Source organism: Streptomyces flaveus (genome assembly GCF_014647675.1).
In the GTDB taxonomy this organism is placed as follows: Bacteria; Actinomycetota; Actinomycetes; order Streptomycetales; family Streptomycetaceae; genus Streptomyces; species Streptomyces flaveus.
This window is the reverse complement of record NZ_BMPQ01000002.1, coordinates 701807-720222: the sequence shown is the minus strand read 5'-3', so window position 1 is coordinate 720222 and position 18416 is coordinate 701807. Positions and strand designations below refer to the sequence as shown.

Below are 18416 nucleotides of genomic sequence, written 5' to 3'. Positions count from 1 at the left end.
GCCGCACCCGGCGCGCGCAGGGTGCGAGCGGCACCTCGCCTGCCTGGGTCAGTCGGCCCCTTCGACATACGACGCCAGGTTGGCCAGCGAGGAGGCGATCCCGGCCTCGTGGGCCGCTTGGTCGATGCCGGGTGGCACGTCCGTGGCGGTGACGGTCACCTCGGTTCCGTCACCGTTGGCAGCGAGGTGCCAGGTCATCGTCATGGTGCCTGCGTACGACGGGTCGTCAGCCTCGAACACCGCCCGCTGCACCACGCGCTCCGGTGGCACCAGATCGGCGAACCCGACGTCGACGACATCCGTCGCATCCGAAGTCTTGCCGGGGCTGTCGGAGGCGTCGAGGTAGGTGAGGGCCATCCGGAACCCGCCACCGGGCCGGGGGTCCCACCGCTCGACCCGCCCGCGCATGCCGTCCGGCGGCAGCCAGGCCTCGATGGAATCCCGGTCGAGGAGGGCGCCGTAGACAGTCGCCGGTGGTGCCGCGATCACCCTGCTGGCGCGGTCGGTTCTGTCCATGGCTCGATTCTAGGAGGGGCGGTGCCTGCCTTGTGGTGGCCACTCGCGCAGCCTGTTCCTAGTCGTCGCCGGCAGTACGGCCAGGGCGGTAGACAGCCTTGTCCGTCAGGTCCTCGAGGTCCAGGGCTGCGGCGGCGATATGTTCGGCCGCCATGCGGGCCTCGTGGCGCTTGACCCGGTCGCTGACCTCGCGCAGGGCGCGGTTGACGGTGTCCTTCTTCGTCTTGGTGCCGCACGCCTCCTGCGCCACGGCCAGTGACTCTTCATCGATCTCGATCAGCGTCTTGCCCATGCGACACTCCTCGTCTGCATATCCAAATCCAGCACCGATCTATGGTCTCGGGTTGCGACACGAGTGTGGTGGTGTTGGGGGCCGAGGGGGAGATGGCCCGAGGGATCTTCGGGAGTTTGGCGTGAGCCTCGGGCCGGAAGTGGTGCGGTACTCACTGGCTGCGCGACAGCGTCTCCCTCATGACGTCTTCGATGGGGATACCGGCCGACGGGTTCGCCGTGCGCTCGTCGATGATCCGGTTGATCTCGCGCTCTTCCCATTCCTGGTACTGCCGAAGCACCTGGATGGACACCACCGCGGCCACCTCCTTGCCTCGGCGTGCGATCACTGTGGGCACGTCGTCGTGCTCGGTCCGCTCCACGACCGCGGCCAGGTGCGCGCGGTCTCGGATGGACTCCCTGAACAGTGGCTGCGTCACGCGCTCAAGTGTGCCGCGTGTCCCCTGTGTACACGTCGCCGGACACCGTGTTGATCACCGCGCGGCTGGACACCGGCGCCGACCGGCGGCCCGATCCGGGAGATGTGCGTCGCCCAACGGAATGGTCAGCGCCAGGTTCGTCGTGATGTCAATCCCGCCGGATTGTCAGGGTGAGCAGTTCGCTACTGGTTGTTATTTTTCATTGGGCGCATGATATCCTGCGCCCAATGAAAGTTTCGCCGGTCCTGCTCCCCATCCTCCGATCCCGTATGCAAGGCGAGCTACTCGCGCTCGTGCTCCTGCATCCGGAACGCGAGTACAGCCTCACCGAGCTGGCCGCTGATCTCGGAGTGACGCCTACGGCTGTCCTGCGCGAGGTCGACCGGCTGACCGGCGGTGGCATCCTGACCGATCGGCGCGTGGGGCGCAGCCGCCTCGTCAGGGCTCGTACCGATACCCCGCTCTACCGTCCGCTGAGCGACCTCATGGCCGTCTCCTTCGGCCCGATGCCCTTGCTCACCGAGGCGTTGGCGGAACTCGAAGGCGCCCAGCGGGCCTACATCTACGGCTCTTGGGCCGCCCGATACAGCGGCGAGCCAGGGCCGCCGCCCGCTGATGTGGACGTCCTCGTTGTGGGCGATCCCGATGCCGACGCGCTCTTCGACCTTGCCGAGGCGGTGTCCCGCCGGCTCCATCGTGAGGTCAACGTCCATCGGGTGCCTGCCGAGGCGTGGGAGGCCCGCACGGACGATCCGTTCCTCACCAGCGTTCGCGAACGTCCGCTGGTCCAGTTGAACCTTGCCCCGGAGGCGCAGTGACGCGTTGGAATCAAGGGCGATCGACGGTCGACTCGCTCATCGGCAGTGGCGAGCTTGAACGCGTACCCGCTTCCCGGCAGGCCGCCGAAGCGGAACTGGTCCGGGCCCGTACGCATATCGGCTCCGCACGGCAGCTGTCGGCCACGGACCCGGAGGGTGCGTACACGCTCGCCTATGACGCCGCGCGCAGAGCGCTGGCCGCGGTACTGCAGAATCAGGGGCTACGTGCCACCAGTCGGGGCGGGCATACGGTTATCTATGAGGCCGTGCGGGCGCAGCTCGACCCGCCGCTCGGGTCCATACTGCGTCCCTTCAACCGCATGCGGGCGCGGCGCAACGAAGTCGAGTACCGGTCGTCGGAGGCTCCGTCCGTGACGCCCGAGGAGGTTGCCGCCGACTTGAAGAAGGTCGAGGCGCTCATCGAGCTCGCCGAGAAGGCGATCCCGAACATGCCGCGCTATTGAGGCCCACCCCGATTGGTGCACGAGGCGTGTCCCGGCAGGACGCGAAATGCGATGGACACGACGATCTCAGCGGCCGTACCTTCGACCGGTCTCGGCCTTCTCGCGTCCGAAGAGGTGCATTTGATGACGGTCCAGGTAATCGCGGCCAGCTTCCGCCAGCCGCCTTCCCCAGCCGTTCTGACCTCCTCGGACCGAAGGAATCCCAGTAGTGGATCTGCCACGTAGCTTCACCATCCGCGAGAGCGGACATCGCATCTCCAACCCGTTCACCAGCGAAAAACTGGCCGTCCTGGGTCAGGCCATCAGCCCGTCGCCGGGCACGCGCATGCTCGACCTCGCCTGCGGCAAGGGCGAGATGCTGTGCACCTGGGCACGCGACCACGGTGTGACCGGCACCGGGGTGGACATCAGCACCGTCTTCCTCGACGCCGCCCGCGCGCGGGCCGTGGAGCTGGACGTGGCCGACCGGGTCGGCTTCGTGCACGCGGACGCGTCGGGCCATGTCGCCGACGATCCGGTCGGCATCGCCGCCTGCCTCGGCGCCACCTGGATCGGCCCCGGTGTGCCGGGCACCGTCGAACTCCTGCGCCGCAGCCTCGTACCCGGCGGCATGATGCTGGTCGGCGAACCGTACTGGCGCCGCGAGCCTCAGGACCAGGCCACCGTCGAGGGCTGCCACATGGCCCGCAAGGATGAGCTGCTCCCGCTGCCGGAACTGCTCGAACAGTTCGGCGCCCTGGGCTGTGATGTCGTCGAGATGGTCCTCGCCGACCAGGACAGCTGGGACCGGTACGTCGCGGCGCAGTGGCTCAACATCCGCCGCTGGCTGGATGCCAACCCCGACGACGAGCTCGCCGACGAGATGCGCGCGGAACTCACCGTGTCACCCGTCCAGCACGCCAGGTACCAGCGCGAGTACCTCGGGTGGGGCGTCTTCGTACTGATGGACCGCTGACACACCACTCCGAGTGAGCCCCGGCGCAACCTGCCGGGGCTCACTCGCGCGGCACCGCACCGACCAGCTGCGTCTGTACTTCGCCAACGTGCCGCCGGAATCACGGGTACGTACCGCCCCCGCCCCCGCCCCCCAGACCACCCCGCCGCTGTCAGTCCCCCATGGAAAGATGTGCCTCCACCGCGGCAGACAGCACACAAGCGGTACAGAAGCGGCACAAGTACGGGGCAAGAGGGGCGGCATGGCAGTCGGTGAGGGGGTGGGCGGCGGGACCGTGTTCGCGCCGGTGGGCCGGAAGGCGCGGCACGTGCTGGCGCGGGGCGAGCGGCTGCACGGGGACGCTCTGGCAGTGCTCGACGACCACCGGCGGGCGGTCGATGAGGTTCGCGGCGCCCTCGCGCCGATCCAGGCCGGGCTCGTCGTCGAGGAGTTGGCGGGGATTCCCGTTTCGCGGCTGAAGGACGCCACCGAGGGGCGGTTGCGGATCGCGGCTCTGGAAGCGGCCGGGGTCGGGTCCGTGCGCGAGGTGTACGAGGCGAGCCGGTTCGAGCTGCGGCAGATCCCGGGGGTCGGGGCGCAGACCGCCGATCAGGCGCTTGCCGCGGCCCGGCAGATCGCCCGGGCGGTCGAGGAGACCGTGTCCGTACGGATCGACGTCGATCACCCGGAGCCCCGGACCACCGCTCTCGTGATCGCGCTGCGGCGGCTGGTCGAGGCGGGGCCCGAGCTGCGCCGCGCCGTGGACGCCGCCGAGCGGCTTGAACGGAAGCTGAAGGTGCTGCTTCCGGCGGCCAAGCCCGCCGGTGGGCGGCTGCGGATGGCGCTGTCCACGAGAGCCCGGCGGGAGAGCGCGCTCGTAGCGGTCGCGGAGCTGCACGAACTCACCGCAGACGCCGAGGACGTACGACTGCTGCTGGCGCAGGCCTCCACCGATCTGCTGCGCGAGTCCGCCTCCGAGGCCGAGGCATGGGTCGACTTCGAGCTGCGCTCCACGGAGTACTACAGCCAGCTCGCCGAAGTCGCCGGCAGCGCTCCCGACGTCGCGGCCGCCGAGGGCTTCCTGCCGGCGGAGGTCGCCGAGCGGGTGCACGCGCAGGGGCTGGACGACACCCACCGCCGGGTCTCGCTGCGCGGCTACCAGTCCTTCGGTGCGCGGTTCGCACTCGCACAGCGGCGGGTGGTGCTCGGTGACGAGATGGGGCTCGGCAAGACGGTCCAGGCCATCGCCGTGCTCGCGCACCTGGCGGCGCACGGGCACAGCCACTTCCTGGTGGTCTGCCCGGCGAGCGTACTGATCAACTGGACCCGCGAGATCCGCTCGCGCAGCACCCTGCGGACGATGCCCGTGCACGGCCCTGAGCGTCGGCACGCGTACGCGGAGTGGCGTGAGCGTGGCGGAGTCGCCGTCACCACCTTCGACGTGCTGCACAGCCTGCCCGCGCCGGACAGAGCGACGGCACCCCCGGCCGCACTCGTCGTCGACGAGGCCCACTACGTGAAGAACCCCGACGCCCGCCGTTCCCGTGCCGTCGCCGCCTGGACCGACCGGTGCGAGCGCGTCCTGTTCCTCACGGGTACGCCGATGGAGAACCGCGTCCAGGAGTTCCGTACGCTCGTCCGCTACCTCCAGCCCGAGCTGGTGCCCCAGATCCAGGGAGGGGACGCGGTCGCGGGCCCGCACACCTTCCGCAAGTCCGTCGCCCCCGCCTACCTGCGCCGCAACCAGCAGGACGTACTCACCGAACTGCCCGCGCTGCTCCAGGTCGACGAGTGGGAGGAGTTCAGCGCCGCCGACCAGGAGGCCTACCGCGAGGCGGTCGCCGCCGGGAACTTCATGGCGATGCGCAGAGCCGCGTACGCGGACGCCGAGAAGTCCGCGAAGCTGCAACGCCTGCGCGAGCTGGTGGCCGAGGCGGCCGAGAACGGGCTCAAGGTGGTCGTGTTCTCGTACTTCCGAGACGTACTCACCGTCGTCCAACAGGCCCTGGGCGATGGCGCGTTGGGGCCGCTGGCCGGCGGGGTCCCGGCCGTCCGCCGACAACAGTTGGTCGACGAGTTCACGGCTGCCGACGGCCACGCCGTGCTGCTCTGCCAGATAGAGGCCGGTGGCGTCGGCCTCAACCTCCAGGCGGCGTCCGTGGTGATCCTGTGCGAACCGCAGGTCAAGCCCACCCTGGAGCACCAGGCCGTGGCCCGCGCCCACCGTATGGGCCAGGTCCGCCCGGTCCAGGTGCACCGCCTGCTTGCCACGGACAGCGTGGACGACCGGCTGCTGCGCATCCTGGAGAACAAGGCCCGACTCTTCGACGCGTACGCCCGCCGCAGCGATGTCGCCGAGGCGACCCCGGACGCCGTCGACGTCTCGGACGGCACCCTCGCCCGCCGGATAGTGGAGGAGGAGCAGCAGCGGCTGGCTGCCGTCACGTAAGCTCGCGCGGTTTATGACGTTGTGTCATGACTGGCGTATGGCGCCTGTGTTACGTCCGTGCAGGGCTCTTGTGCAATTCCTGTGGAAGCCTCAATCTTTCGGCTGACGCACAGGGTTGTCACCGAACTTGGCATGACCCTGTCTTCTTTTGTGTGCCCGCACCAGCCCGCACCACCTGCGTGTGCTCCACCGGCACCACCCCCCACCAGCGCGCCACCTATTGAGGAGGATCCCTCAGATGGCAGTGATGCGTCATGCCCGGCGAAGACTTGCCGGAATCGCCACCGGAATCAGTGCGACGGCCCTTGTCGCCGGCCTCGTCGCCGCTCTCCCCGCCCAGGCCGCCGCGGATCCCGTGGGCTCCGTCCAGTACGCGGGCGCACCCGGGACGATCGCGAACAGCTACATCGTGACCCTCGACGCGGACGCCGCGAAGGCGGGCTCCGCCGAGGGCAGGGCACTCGCCAAGGAGTACGGCGCCACCATCGAGCGTACGTACAAGAAGGCGCTGAACGGCTACGCCGTCGAGGCGACCGAGGCCGAGGCGAAGAAGTTCGCCGCAGACCCGGCCGTCGCCTCCGTCGTCCAGAACCGCGTCTTCTCGATCGAGGCGACCCAGCCCAGCCCGCCCTCCTGGGGCCTGGACCGCATCGACCAGGCGGCCCTCCCGCTGAACCAGAGCTACACCTACGACGACACCGCAGGTGAGGGCGTCACCGCCTACATCATCGACACCGGTGTCCGCATCACCCACACCGACTTCGGCGGCCGGGCCGCCAACGGCTACGACGCCGTCGACAACGACAACACCGCCCAGGACGGCCACGGCCACGGCACACATGTCGCCGGTACGGTCGCGGGCACCGCGTACGGTGTTGCCAAGAAAGCGAAGATCGTCGGCGTCCGCGTCCTCAACAACTCGGGCTCCGGCACGACCGCCCAGGTCGTCGCGGGCATCGACTGGGTGACGACCAACGCCGTCAAGCCGGCCGTCGCCAACATGAGCCTCGGCGGCACCGTCGACACCGCGATCGACACCGCCGTACGCAACTCCATAGCCTCCGGCGTCACCTACGCCGTCGCGGCCGGCAACGAGACGGTCAACGCCAGCACCCGCTCGCCCGCCCGCGTCACCGAGGCCATCACCGTCGGCGCCACCACCAGCACCGACGCCAAGGCCAGTTACTCCAACTTCGGCACCGTCCTGGACCTCTTCGCCCCCGGCTCCTCCATCACCTCCACCTGGGCCACGAGCGACAGCGCGACGAACACCATCTCCGGTACGTCCATGGCGACCCCACACGTAGCCGGAGCCGCCGCCCTCTACCTGGCGGACAACCCCACCGCCACCCCGGCCGCCGTCCAGACCGCGCTGGTCAACTCCGCCACCACCGGAGTCGTCACCAGCCCCGGCACCGGCTCGCCCAACCGCCTCCTGCGCGTCGGCAGCGGCGGCACCACCCCGCCGCCCACCGGCTCCCGCTTCGAGAACGGCGGCGACTACGCGATCGCCGACAACGCCACCGTCGAGTCACCGCTCGCGGTCACCGGCGTCACGGGCAACGCACCCTCGGCCCTGAGCGTGCCGGTCAGCATCGTCCACACGTACATCGGCGACCTCCAGGTCCAGCTGATCGCCCCCGACGGGACCGCCTACACGCTGAAGGCGTACGGCACGGGCGGCTCCGCCGACAACATCAACACCACGTACACCGTGAACGCCTCGTCGGAGGTCGCGAACGGCACGTGGAAGCTCCGAGTGAGCGACAACGCGGCGCAGGACACCGGGCGGATCGACTCGTGGGCACTGCAGTTCTGAGCCCTCGCCGCCAGTAACCCCCGTCCTCAGCCTCATCCATCCTCAACCCTCGTCCTCGCGGTACGGCTTCGGGTCCGTGACCCGGCCCGCCGCGAGGACGAGGCGCGAGCGGCGCCGTCCGCCATCCGCGTTCCGCCCCCATCCGCCCCCCGCATACCATGCGCCTGTCGTACGTCAGTTCTCGCACCGCTCGGACGAGGAGCACGGTAGTAGTGGACATACCTCCGCCCCCTGGGCCCCAGCAGCCCCAAGGCGGCCAGTACCCGCCTCCGGGCCCGTACGGCGCTCCACCCGGCCAGGGCCAGGGACCGGCCCCGTACGGCTATCAGTCCTGGGGCCAGGGCTACCCTCCGCACTCCCCGTACCCCCCTCCCGCTCCCCCTCCTCCCGTCAACGGCTTCGCCATCGCCGCCCTGGTGCTCGGCATCCTCTGCTTCCTGCCGCTGATCGGGCTGATCCTCGGCCTCATCGCGCTGGCGCAGATCAGGAGGAAGGGCGAGCGCGGCAAGGGCATGGCGATCGCCGGCATGATCCTTTCGGGGATCGGCACCGCCTTCCTCGTGTTCGCGTTCGCGAGCGGCGGCGCGGCCGAGTTCTGGGAGGGCTTCAAGGAGGGCGCGCGGGAGGGCGCGACCTTCTCCGTCGACAAGGGCGAGTGCTTCGATGCGCCGGGCGGCTCGCTGGAAGGCGTGGCGTACGACGTCGACGAGGTGCCGTGCGCGGGCGAGCACGACGGCGAGGTCTTCGCGAACTTCCAGCTGGACAACGGCGGTTACCCGGGTGACACCGCCATCACCGAGGCCGCCGACGACAAGTGCTACACGCTTCAGCACACGTACGCCATGGACTCCTGGGCCCTGCCGGACGACGTCGACATCTACTACTTCACCCCGACCCGGCAGAGCTGGGACCTGGGTGACCGCGAGATCAGCTGCCTGTTCGGCAACGTGGACGCGTCGGCCGGCCTGACCGGCTCGCTGCGCAGCGACGAGACCACGCTGGACGCCGACCAGATCGCGTACCTGAAGGCGGATCAGGTCCACAACGAGGCGATGGAGTCGGTGCCCCTGGAGGGGAACATCGAGGACGACCTGCCCGGCCACAAGCAGTGGGCGACGCGGGTCTCAGGCGCCCTGACCGAGCAGGTCGGCATACTCCGCGGCCATGACTGGGGCGCCGACGCGCAAGGCCCGGTCACCGCGCTGGTCAAGGACCTCGACGCGGCCCAGAAGGAGTGGCAGAAGGCCGGCACGGCAGCTGACCTGGACGCCTACTACGAGCACTACGTGAAGGCCGAGAGCCTCACCGACCCCAAGGGGACGATCACCGCACGCAAGGCTTTGGGCCTCGCCACGACCCCGCCGACCTACGACGAGGAGCCTGGCGAAAGCGGCGGCAGCACCGGGGGTGGCGGCGCCGAGGTGTGACAGCCGGGCATACGCAGATCCCGGCGTCCATAGCGGAGAGAAAGCGCCTGGTAAAGACCTGCCCCACCCTCTGTCATCACATCGAGTGATTCTCTGGCCTTTACTTGCTTGATGCAACCCTGGGTTGCCACGCTGTTGCTGTCTGTACAACCTGATGGGAGCGGCCAGTGGCATTCGGTGAGCAGCCGGCGTACCTCCGTGTCGCGGGTGATCTCCGCAAGAAGATCGTCGACGGCTCGCTGCCACCCCACACCCGGCTCCCGTCCCAGGCCAGAATCCGCCAGGAGTACGGCGTTTCGGACACGGTGGCCCTGGAGGCCCGCAAGGTGCTGATGGCCGAGGGGCTGGTCGAGGGCCGCTCGGGATCCGGTACGTATGTGCGCGCACGCCCCGTGCCACGCCGCATCGCCCGCTCCGGATACAGGCCGGAGAGCGGCGCCACCCCGTTCCGCCAGGAGCAGGCCGACGCCGAGGCGCGCGGCACCTGGGAGTCGCACAGTCGCCAGGCCGAGGCAAGCGCCGCGATCGCCTCGCGGCTGGCCATCGCTCCGGGTGACCGCGTGATGTGCACGCAGTACGTCTTCCGGGACGCAGGCGAGACGATCATGCTCTCCACGTCCTGGGAACCGCTGGCCGTCACGGGCCGCACCCCCGTGATGCTCCCCGAGGAGGGCCCCCTCGGCGGCATGGGCGTGGCCGAACGCATGGCGGCCATCAACGTCATCGTGGACAACGTCACGGAGGAAGTCGCCGCGCGGCCTGGTCTCGCGGAGGAGCTGGCCGCTCTGGGCGGTGTTCCTGGCCACGTGGTCCTGGTTATCCAGCGCACGTTCTTCGCGTCGGGCCGGCCGGTGGAGACGGCGGACGTGGTGGTACCGGCTGACCGGTACCGGGTGTCTTACCACCTGCCGGTGAGGTAGTCGGCTACGGGTGCCTCCGGCGGTTGGGCGGGGCGCCTGCCGGGTGGGTGGGTTCGGTCCGTTGGCGACTGCGGGTGCGTTGTGGCTGGTCGCGCAGTTCCCCGCGCCCCTGGGGTGGGTGGGGGGTGCGGGGTCGTGGGCCGGTGCGTCAGCCCGTCGCAGGGCGGGCGTACGGCTCTGGGCTGGTACAGGGTGCGGGTTCTCCGAGACCGGAGCTAAGCGACGGGCATACGACGCACCGGCCCACGACCCCTCCCGCCGGAGGGCAAGTGGCGGGTCCGTCGGGGCTGGCGGTGAGTGGAGCCGCAGGCTTTGGTTTTTCAGGGGCGCGGGGAACTGCGCGACCAGCCACGACGCACCCGCACTCGCCCATGAACCGAACTCACCACCCCCGTAGGCGCCCCGCCCAACCGCCGGAGGCAATCCGCACCCGAAAGTAAAAACTCGTACGCGCAGCGTGAAGGTTAGGCGTAGGCTCGGGCATATGCGGATTGCGGTTTCCTTATGGAGCGGTTCAAGCAGCGGAGCGCAACGCGGAGGGGAAGCGCGATGAGCGACGGCACCATCACCCTGCCCTGGCTCGTCGTGCGCCGCGAAGACAACGGCAACCGCTACACCGTCAGCAGGTGCGCGACCAGAACCGAAGCCGAGAAGATCGCGGACCGCCTCGACGGCCACGGCCCCCACCAGCTGTACCTGATCGAGCGCATCGAACAGAACGGCCAGAACGGAAGCCCGTAGGCTCCACCGCATGACGGAACGGATCATGGTGGTAGGAGCCGCCGTACTGAACGACGGCCGCCTACTCGCCGCCCGTCGCAGCGCACCCCCGGACCTGGCCGGCCGCTGGGAACTCCCAGGCGGCAAGATCGAGCCCGGCGAGACCCCCGAGCACGCTCTCGTGCGCGAGCTGCGCGAAGAACTCGGCGTAGAGGCGGAGCCGGTCGCACGGATCCCGGGGGAGTGGCCCCTGAAGCCCCCGTACACCCTCCAGGTCTGGACGGCTCGCCTGCTCCCCGGCTCCGGCGACCCCAAACCCCTTGAAGATCACGACGAGTTGCGCTGGCTGACGCCGGACGAGCTCTGGGACGTCGATTGGCTGGATCAGGACGTACCGGCCGTCATGGAGGTAGTCCGCCACGCCTGGGGAACCCCGACACCGGAGGCGTGAGGCCCGCGGCAAGGGGTACGCGGATGCCGCCGCAGCTGTGACATGCACAACGCCGCGGGGCGCGCGATACCCACCTCCGGGGGCCCGCGGGTGCAGGGAGCGCGAGGCGTGGATGACGCCCGAGGCTCCCGCCCCCATCCCGCCCCGTGCACCGTTCGTGCCGCAGCGAGCCCCGGCATGCGGTGCGTGCGGTACCCCACCCCGCATACCGGGTATGTCCCCATTAACCCCATGAAATCGGACACAGTCCGCTTCAGGCCCGGGAGTGATCTGCGTGATCCACACCGATGGCGAAGTCGCCGAGTGGACCTTCCCCGCGGATCCCGGTTCCGTGCGAACCGCCCGTACCGTCGTGCGGAGCCAGCTGCGTGCCTGGGGCCTCGAATCTCTCGGTGATGTGACCGCGCTGCTGGTCAGCGAGCTGGTGACCAACGCCCTGCGGCATGCCACGGGACCCATCGGCGTACGTCTCGTACACCCTGCGGAGCCGCCCGGCGGGCTGCTCGTGGAAGTCTCCGACCCGCTGCCGGACCTGCCGCACGAGCGGGCCCCGCGCCCCGAGGACGAGGGCGGTCGCGGGCTCCAGCTGGTGGCGTGCTCCTCGAGGCGCTGGGGTATGCGGCCCGGCGCGACGGGCAAGACGGTGTGGTTCGAACTGGCCCTGCCGGGCTGAGCGGGAGCGGCTTGCGGGCCGCCCGGGGCCGTTGGGTCGCAAGGGTTTACCGGAGTTCGGCCATGACGGCTTGATACCGGCTTCATGACGGCTTGCAGGAGACTGGGATTCGACGGGGTGCGCCCTGGTTAGAAGACTGGGAGTGTGTGTCGCGGCCGGTCCAAAATGCATCGGGACCGTGCTGTGATCGTGAACACCGTGTTGTGCGGCGCCGTACTGCTGGATACTGCGGGCAGCCGCCCCCGGTGACCGATGCCGGACGCGGTGAGCTGGAGGGGACGGTTCGCGTGAGCGAGATACCAGCGAAGGCCACGGAGGCTGCGGAGTCCATGGACTCCGAGAACCCGGTGGGCGGCGCGATGGCCGGTGTGCCGGTCGGTGACGGCGACGGCGAGGCCGACGGCGTGGTCTGGCAGAGCAGTCCACCCGGCTCGATCTACGACTACATCAAGGTCGCCTCGTTCTCGATCGGCCCGGACGGCCTCGTCGACCAGTGGAGTCTGCGCGCGGAGCAGCTCTTCGGCGTCAAGGCCGAGCGGGCCGTGGGCATGGATCCCATCGAGGCCTTCGTCGATCCCGACCTGCGTGAGCAGGGCCAGCGGAAGATGGCCGAGATCCTCGACGGCCGGGAGTGGACGGGCGCCGTCCCCTTCCGTGTGCCGGACGACGCGGAGTCCGGTGCGGGTACGGAGGGACTCGCCGAGGTCTACGTCATGCCGACGCGCACGGAGGAGGGCGAGCGAGCCGCCCTGTGCATCGTCGTCGACGTCCGCACCCTGCGCGGGATCGAGGCGGATCTTGCCGCTTCTCAGTCGATTTTCGGTCAATCCCCGTTCGGTTTCCTGCTGCTCGACACAGAGCTGAAGATTCGTCGTGCCAACGAACGGTTCGCCTCGACCTTCGGCGGCACCGTCGACGACCACCGCGGGCGCACTGTCAGGGACTATCTGACAGGGGGCGAGGTCGAGCGGGTCGCCGCGACGCTGCGCCGCGTCCTGGAGACCGGCGAATCCGTCACCGACATGCAGGTCACGGGCACCGTGCCCGGCTCCTCCGAGCGCCGCAACTGGTCCATCAACCTCTATCGCGTACACAGCGGTGCCGGTCGGCCGATCGGAATCGCCTGGCTGGGTACGGACGTCACCTCGCGTCGCGCCGCCGCCCGCGAGGCCGCAGCCGCCCGGCGCAATCTCGCCCTCCTCAACGAGGCCGGGGCGCGCATCGGCAACTCCCTCGACCTGGAGACCACGGCCCGCGAACTCCTCGACGTGGCCGTCCCCGGCTTCTGCGACCTCGCCTCCGTCGACCTCTACCAGGGGCTTCTCGCCGGCGACGAGACCCCGCCCGGGCTCGCCGACGGCAGCGCCGAGCTGCGCCGGGTCGCCTTCGCCAGCGCCGTCTCAGACGCGCCCTTCATCGGCGGCCCCGAGCCCGTGAACGTCGGCGCCGTACACCACTTCGCGTTCAACTCGGAGTGCGCGGACGCCCTGCGCACCGCCCGCCCGAAGGCCGTCCCCGGCGAGGAGGGCGGCCTGATCCAGTCCACGCTCGCCGTCCCGATGGTCGCGCACGACACGGTCGTCGGCCTCGTCCAGTTCTCCCGTACGAAGGGCAGTGAGCCGTTCGGGGACCGGGACCGCGGGCTCGCGGTCGAGCTGGCCGCGCGCGCCGCCGTCTGCATCGACAACGCCCGCCTGTACCGCCGCGAGCACCAACGCGCGCTGATACTCCAGCGCTCCCTGCTGCCCCCGGGCGACCCGGAGGCCTCAGGGCTGGACATCGCCTGCCGCTACCTTCCGGGGAACGCGGCGACCGAGGTGGGCGGCGACTGGTTCGACGTCATCGAACTCCCCGGCCACCGCACGGCGTTGGTCGTCGGCGACGTGATGGGCCGCGGTCTGCGCGCCGCCGTCGCCATGGGTGAACTCCGTACGGCCGTACGCACCCTGGCGCTGCTCGACCTCGAACCCGCCGAGGTCCTCTCGGCCCTGGACGAGATCGCCCGCGGCCTCGGCACACCCGGCGGCATCCAGCAGGCCACCCGCACCGCGGGCCGCCAGTCGCAGCGCGACGCCGACCTCTCCGAGGTGTACCTCGCCACCTGCGTGTACGCGGTCTACGACTCCGTCACGCGCCGCTGCACCTTCGCCAACGCGGGCCACCTGCCGCCCGTACTGGTCGAGCCCGGTGAGAACGCGCTGATGCTGGACGTGCCGCCGGGCATGCCGCTCGGTGTCGGCGGCGAGCCGTTCGAGGAGGTGGAGGTCGAACTCCCCGAAGGTTCGCTTTTGGCGCTCTACACGGATGGACTGGTCGAATCGCGCGATCACCCGCTGGACGAGGGCCTGCAGGCCCTCGTGGGCGCCCTGACGGACCCGTCCCACCTGTCACCCGGCCACCCCGGGGCGACGGCGCGGCGCGCCGACACCTCCCGATCGCTGGAGGACGCCTGCGACCACGTCCTCAACACCCTCGACACCCATCACGGCGAGGACGACATCGCGCTCCTGATGGCACGTGTCCAGGGGCTGCCCGCCGAGTCCGTCGGCGACTGGACCCTGCCGCGTGAGCCGCGCAGCGTGGGCCGCGCACGCGAGCTGGCCCGCGGCCAGCTCATCAGCTGGGACCTCGAACCACTCGTCGACACCGCGGAACTCCTGGTCAGCGAGCTGGTGACCAACGCCCTGCGCTACGGCGAGGGCGAGATCAGGCTCCGGCTCCTCCTCGACCGCACCATGGTCTGCGAGGTCTGGGACGCCGGCCTGGTCCAGCCCCGCCGCCGCCGCGCCCGCGACACGGACGAAGGCGGCCGGGGCCTCCAGCTCGTCGGGCTGCTCAGCGCGGCGTGGGGCTCGCGCCGCACGCCGCGCGGCAAGACCGTCTGGTTCGAACTCCCCCTGCCGAACGGCACCACAGGCCTCACGGACCCGGCGGAGGCGTTGCTGAGCCTGTTCTAGGAGGTCCCGGGGGCCATCCAGGAGATCTAGGAGGTACGCCTCCTGATCTTCGACCCCAGCCACACCAGCGGATCGTACTTGCGGTCAACCGCCCGTTCCTTCAAGGGAATCAGGGCGTTGTCCGTGATCTTGATGCCCTCGGGACAGACCTCCGTGCAGCACTTGGTGATGTTGCAGTAGCCGAGCCCGTGTTCGTCCTGGGCCGTGGTCTTGCGGTCGAGGCCGCTCTCGGACGCCGCGTCCAGCGGGTGCATGTCCAGCTCCGCCACCCGCATCAAGAACCGGGGCCCCGCGAACGCCGTCTTGTTCTCCTCGTGGTCCCGCACGACATGGCAGGTGTCCTGGCACAGGAAGCACTCGATGCACTTGCGGAACTCCTGCGAGCGGTCCACGTCCTCCTGCATCATCCGGTACTCGCCGGGACCGAGGTCGGCGGGCGGCACGAACGACGGCACCTGCCGCGCCTTCGTGTAGTTGAAGCCGACGTCCGTGACGAGATCACGTACAACGGGAAACGCCCGCAAGGGAGTCACCGTGATCGTCTCCTCGCGCGAGAACACCGACATACGCGTCATGCACATCAGCCGCGGCCGGCCGTTGATCTCCGCCGAACACGAACCGCACTTGCCCGCCTTGCAGTTCCAGCGCACGGCCAGATCCGGGGTCTGGGTCGCCTGGAGTCGGTGGATGATGTCCAGCACCACCTCGCCGTCGTTGACTTCGATCTTGAAGTCCTCCAGGCCACCGCCCTCGGCGTCCCCGCGCCACACCTTGAAGCGGGCCTCATAGCTGCTCACTCGTACAGCTCCTCTTCGGCGAGGTACTTGACCAGCTCTTCCTTGTCGAAGAGGGCGAGCAGGTCCTGGCGGATGGGCTCGGTGGTCTCGCGGACGAGCCTGATCTGGCCGCGTACCGGATCCGTGGCCGCCAAGCCGCCCGTGGGGTCGGTCGGCTGGCAGAGCAGGTTGATCCGCCGCCACTCCCGCTCCATCGTCGGATGGTCCTCACGGGTGTGGCCGCCGCGCGACTCCGTACGCTCCAGGGCGGCGCGCGCCACGCACTCGCTGACCAGCAGCATGTTGCGCAGGTCGAGCGCGAGGTGCCAGCCGGGGTTGAACTGCCGGTGCCCCTCGACTCCGGCCCGCCGCGCCCGTACGCGCAGATCCGCCAGCTTCTTCAGCGCCGCCTCCATCTCCGCCTCCCGGCGGATGATGCCGACGAGGTCGTTCATCGTCTGCTGGAGCTCCTGATGGAGGGTGTACGGGTTCTCCGGCGGCCGTCCGGTCTCCTCCGTACCCGCCTCGGGTCCCTCCGCGGAGAACGGCCGCAGCGCCTCCGCCGCCGCCGCGTCGATCTGGCCGTCGTCCACCGCGGGCCGCTCGCCCAGACCGGTCGCGTACCGCGCCGCGTGCAGCCCGGCCCGGCGGCCGAACACCAGCAGGTCGGAGAGCGAGTTGCCGCCGAGCCGGTTGGAGCCGTGCATACCGCCCGCGACCTCCCCGGACGCGAACAGCCCCGGCACCCCGCGCGCCGCCGCCGTGTCCGACTCGACCGCGATCCCGCCCATCACGTAGTGGCAGGTCGGCCCGACCTCCATCGCCTCGGCGGTGATGTCGACGTCGGCGAGCTCCTTGAACTGGTGGTACATCGACGGCAGCCGCCGCTTGATCACCTCGGCGGGCATCCGCGTCGACACATCGAGGAAGACCCCGCCGTGCGGCGAACCACGGCCCGCCTTGACCTCCGCGTTGATGGCCCGCGCCACCTCGTCACGCGGCAGCAGCTCGGGCGGACGCCGGTTGTTGTCCGGGTCCTCGTACCAGCGGTCGCCCTCCTCCTCGGACTGCGCGTACTTCTCCTTGAACACGTCCGGGATGTAGTCGAACATGAACCGCTTGCCCTCGGAGTTCCGCAGCACCCCGCCGTCCCCGCGCACCGACTCGGTGACGAGGATGCCCTTCACGGACGGCGGCCAGACCATGCCCGTCGGGTGGAACTGCACGAACTCCATGTTGAGCAGGGGTGCCCCGGCAAGCAGCGCCAGTGCGTGCCCGTCGCCCGTGTACTCCCACGAGTTCGACGTGACCTTGAAGGACTTGCCGATGCCACCGGTGGCGATCACGACTGAAGGGGCTTCGAGGACGAAGAAACGGCCGGATTCCCGCTCATAGCAGAAGGTCCCCGAGACCCGCTCCCCGTCCTTCAGAATCCTCGTGACCGTGCACTCCTGGTAGACCTTCAGCCGCGACTCGTAGTCCCCGGTCTCCTTGAAGTCCTCCTGCTGCAAGGACACGATCTTCTGCTGGAGCGTGCGGATCAGCTCCAGGCCCGTACGGTCGCCGACGTGCGCGAGCCGTGGGTACTCGTGCCCGCCGAAGTTGCGCTGGGAGATCCGCCCGTCCTTCGTGCGGTCGAAGAGGGCGCCCCAGGTCTCCAGCTCCCAGACCCGGTCGGGGGCCTCCTGCGCGTGCAGCTCGGCCATCCGCCACTGGTTGAGGAACTTCCCGCCGCGCATGGTGTCGCGGAAGTGGACCTGCCAGTTGTCGCCGGAGTTGACGTTGCCCATGGCCGCCGCGATGCCGCCCTCGGCCATCACCGTGTGCGCCTTGCCGAACAGCGACTTGCAGATCACGGCCGTACGCGCCCCGCGCTCACGTGCCTCGATGGCGGCCCGCAGCCCGGCGCCGCCCGCGCCGACCACGACGACGTCCCACTCCTGCCGGTCAACTACGGGCATCAGAACAACCTCGGATCGTCAAAGGCACCGGACGCGACCAGATACACGTAGAAGTCGGCGAGCGCCACGCTCACCAGCGAGGCCCAGGCGAGCAGCATGTGCCGGGCGTTGAGCTTGCCGACCCACTGCCACATCCGGTAGCGCACGGGGTGCTTGGAGAAGTGCTTGAGCTGCCCGCCGACGATGTGCCGGCACGAGTGGCAGGAGAGGGTGTACGCCCAGATCAGCACGATGTTGACCAGGAAGACCAGGGTGCCGAGACCCATGTGGCCCCACTCGTAGTGCTCGTCGCGGAAGGCGAGCACGGTGTCGTACGTGAGGATGCCGGCGACCAGGATCGCGGCGTAGAAGAAGTAGCGGTGGATGTTCTGCAGGATCAGCGGGAAGCGGGTCTCGCCGGTGTACTTCTTGTGCGGCTCGGCGACCGCGCAGGCCGGGGGTGAGGCCCAGAAGCCCCGGTAGTAGGCCTTGCGGTAGTAGTAGCAGGTCAGCCGGAAGCCCAGCGGGAAGATCAGGATGAGCAGGGCGGGGGACAGGCCCCACCAGCCGCCGAAGATCTCCCAGTTCGGGCCCGCCCGCATCGGCTCGCAGTTCTCCGCCAGGCAGGGCGAATAGAACGGCGAGACATACGGCGCCGCGTAGTAGTCGGTGTTCGCGAACGCCCGCCACGTCGAGTAGACGATGAAGGCCAGCAGACCGCCCGCGGTGGCGGCGGGCTGCAGCCACCAGCGGTCGGTCCGCAGATGCGGGGCGGCGATCGCGGCGCGCGTGGGAGTTCTTACGCCGCCGCTGTTCAGTTCGGGTTCCGTACCAGTGGCCAA

At 69.7% G+C, this 18416-nt stretch carries 17 protein-coding genes; 11 read left to right on the top strand and 6 right to left on the bottom strand.

Going from position 1 to position 18416, the window contains the following annotated elements:
- Nucleotides 1-48: 48 nt before the first annotated feature.
- The 3 genes from IEZ21_RS06585 to IEZ21_RS06575 all read right to left on the bottom strand — a co-directional run bounded on the left by IEZ21_RS06585 (nt 49) and on the right by IEZ21_RS06575 (nt 1226).
- Complete coding sequence (locus IEZ21_RS06585; protein ID WP_189320881.1) at nt 49-516, bottom strand: SRPBCC family protein; 468 nt, start codon at nt 514-516, stop codon at nt 49-51.
- A 58-nt stretch (nt 517-574) separates the two neighbouring features.
- Complete coding sequence (locus IEZ21_RS06580) at nt 575-808, bottom strand: type II toxin-antitoxin system VapB family antitoxin (protein ID WP_189320880.1); 234 nt, start codon at nt 806-808, stop codon at nt 575-577.
- A 151-nt stretch (nt 809-959) separates the two neighbouring features.
- Nucleotides 960-1226, bottom strand: coding sequence for a type II toxin-antitoxin system prevent-host-death family antitoxin (locus tag IEZ21_RS06575; protein ID WP_189320879.1), 267 nt, complete (start codon nt 1224-1226; stop codon nt 960-962).
- A 227-nt stretch (nt 1227-1453) separates the two neighbouring features.
- On the opposite strand from IEZ21_RS06575, the gene IEZ21_RS06570 reads away from it, so the two are divergent.
- The 11 genes from IEZ21_RS06570 (at nt 1454) to IEZ21_RS06520 (ending at nt 14858) form a co-directional block, all read left to right on the top strand.
- Nucleotides 1454-2044, top strand: coding sequence for an ArsR family transcriptional regulator (locus IEZ21_RS06570; RefSeq protein WP_189320878.1), 591 nt, complete (start codon nt 1454-1456; stop codon nt 2042-2044).
- Nucleotides 2041-2508, top strand: a complete 468-nt coding sequence (locus IEZ21_RS06565; RefSeq protein ID WP_189320877.1) for a hypothetical protein — start codon at nt 2041-2043, stop codon at nt 2506-2508. The genes IEZ21_RS06570 and IEZ21_RS06565 overlap by 4 nt, the downstream gene beginning before the upstream one ends.
- 208 nt (nt 2509-2716) lie before the next feature.
- Complete coding sequence (locus IEZ21_RS06560) at nt 2717-3463, top strand: SAM-dependent methyltransferase (protein ID WP_189320876.1); 747 nt, start codon at nt 2717-2719, stop codon at nt 3461-3463.
- A 241-nt stretch (nt 3464-3704) separates the two neighbouring features.
- Nucleotides 3705-5891: a DEAD/DEAH box helicase gene (locus IEZ21_RS06555; RefSeq protein ID WP_189320875.1), complete on the top strand. Its 2187-nt coding sequence runs from the start codon at nt 3705-3707 to the stop codon at nt 5889-5891.
- Between the two features lie 238 nt (nt 5892-6129).
- Nucleotides 6130-7710: a S8 family peptidase gene (locus tag IEZ21_RS06550; protein ID WP_189320874.1), complete on the top strand. Its 1581-nt coding sequence runs from the start codon at nt 6130-6132 to the stop codon at nt 7708-7710.
- A 212-nt stretch (nt 7711-7922) separates the two neighbouring features.
- On the top strand, nt 7923-9137 hold the full coding sequence (locus IEZ21_RS06545; RefSeq protein WP_246567309.1) for a DUF4190 domain-containing protein: 1215 nt from the start codon (nt 7923-7925) through the stop codon (nt 9135-9137).
- 167 nt (nt 9138-9304) lie between these two features.
- Nucleotides 9305-10057, top strand: a complete 753-nt coding sequence (locus IEZ21_RS06540) for a GntR family transcriptional regulator (RefSeq protein WP_189320872.1) — start codon at nt 9305-9307, stop codon at nt 10055-10057.
- 549 nt (nt 10058-10606) lie between these two features.
- Nucleotides 10607-10798 carry an SPOR domain-containing protein gene (locus IEZ21_RS06535; RefSeq protein ID WP_189320871.1) on the top strand — a complete coding sequence of 64 codons (192 nt, stop codon included), beginning with the start codon at nt 10607-10609 and terminating at the stop codon, nt 10796-10798.
- 10 nt (nt 10799-10808) lie between these two features.
- Nucleotides 10809-11228 carry a (deoxy)nucleoside triphosphate pyrophosphohydrolase gene (locus tag IEZ21_RS06530; protein WP_189320870.1) on the top strand — a complete coding sequence of 140 codons (420 nt, stop codon included), beginning with the start codon at nt 10809-10811 and terminating at the stop codon, nt 11226-11228.
- A gap of 265 nt (nt 11229-11493) precedes the next feature.
- Nucleotides 11494-11901 (top strand): ATP-binding protein, encoded by a 408-nt coding sequence (locus IEZ21_RS06525; RefSeq protein WP_189320869.1) that lies wholly within the window; start codon nt 11494-11496, stop codon nt 11899-11901.
- Nucleotides 11902-12188: 287 nt separating this feature from the next.
- Nucleotides 12189-14858, top strand: coding sequence for a SpoIIE family protein phosphatase (locus IEZ21_RS06520; RefSeq protein WP_373302178.1), 2670 nt, complete (start codon nt 12189-12191; stop codon nt 14856-14858).
- Nucleotides 14859-14884: 26 nt separating this feature from the next.
- On the opposite strand, the gene IEZ21_RS06515 is transcribed toward IEZ21_RS06520, so the two are convergent.
- The 3 genes from IEZ21_RS06515 to sdhC are packed head-to-tail and all read right to left on the bottom strand — an operon-like array spanning nt 14885 to nt 18416.
- The gene (locus tag IEZ21_RS06515) at nt 14885-15655 is read right to left on the bottom strand and encodes a succinate dehydrogenase/fumarate reductase iron-sulfur subunit (protein ID WP_033319922.1); all 771 of its coding nucleotides are present in this window, start codon (nt 15653-15655) and stop codon (nt 14885-14887) included.
- Nucleotides 15652-17595: a fumarate reductase/succinate dehydrogenase flavoprotein subunit gene (locus tag IEZ21_RS06510; protein ID WP_189320868.1), complete on the bottom strand. Its 1944-nt coding sequence runs from the start codon at nt 17593-17595 to the stop codon at nt 15652-15654. Before IEZ21_RS06510 ends, IEZ21_RS06515 begins: the two co-directional genes overlap by 4 nt.
- Nucleotides 17595-18416, bottom strand: a complete 822-nt coding sequence (gene sdhC / locus IEZ21_RS06505; RefSeq protein ID WP_033319924.1) for a succinate dehydrogenase subunit SdhC — start codon at nt 18414-18416, stop codon at nt 17595-17597. Before sdhC ends, IEZ21_RS06510 begins: the two co-directional genes overlap by 1 nt.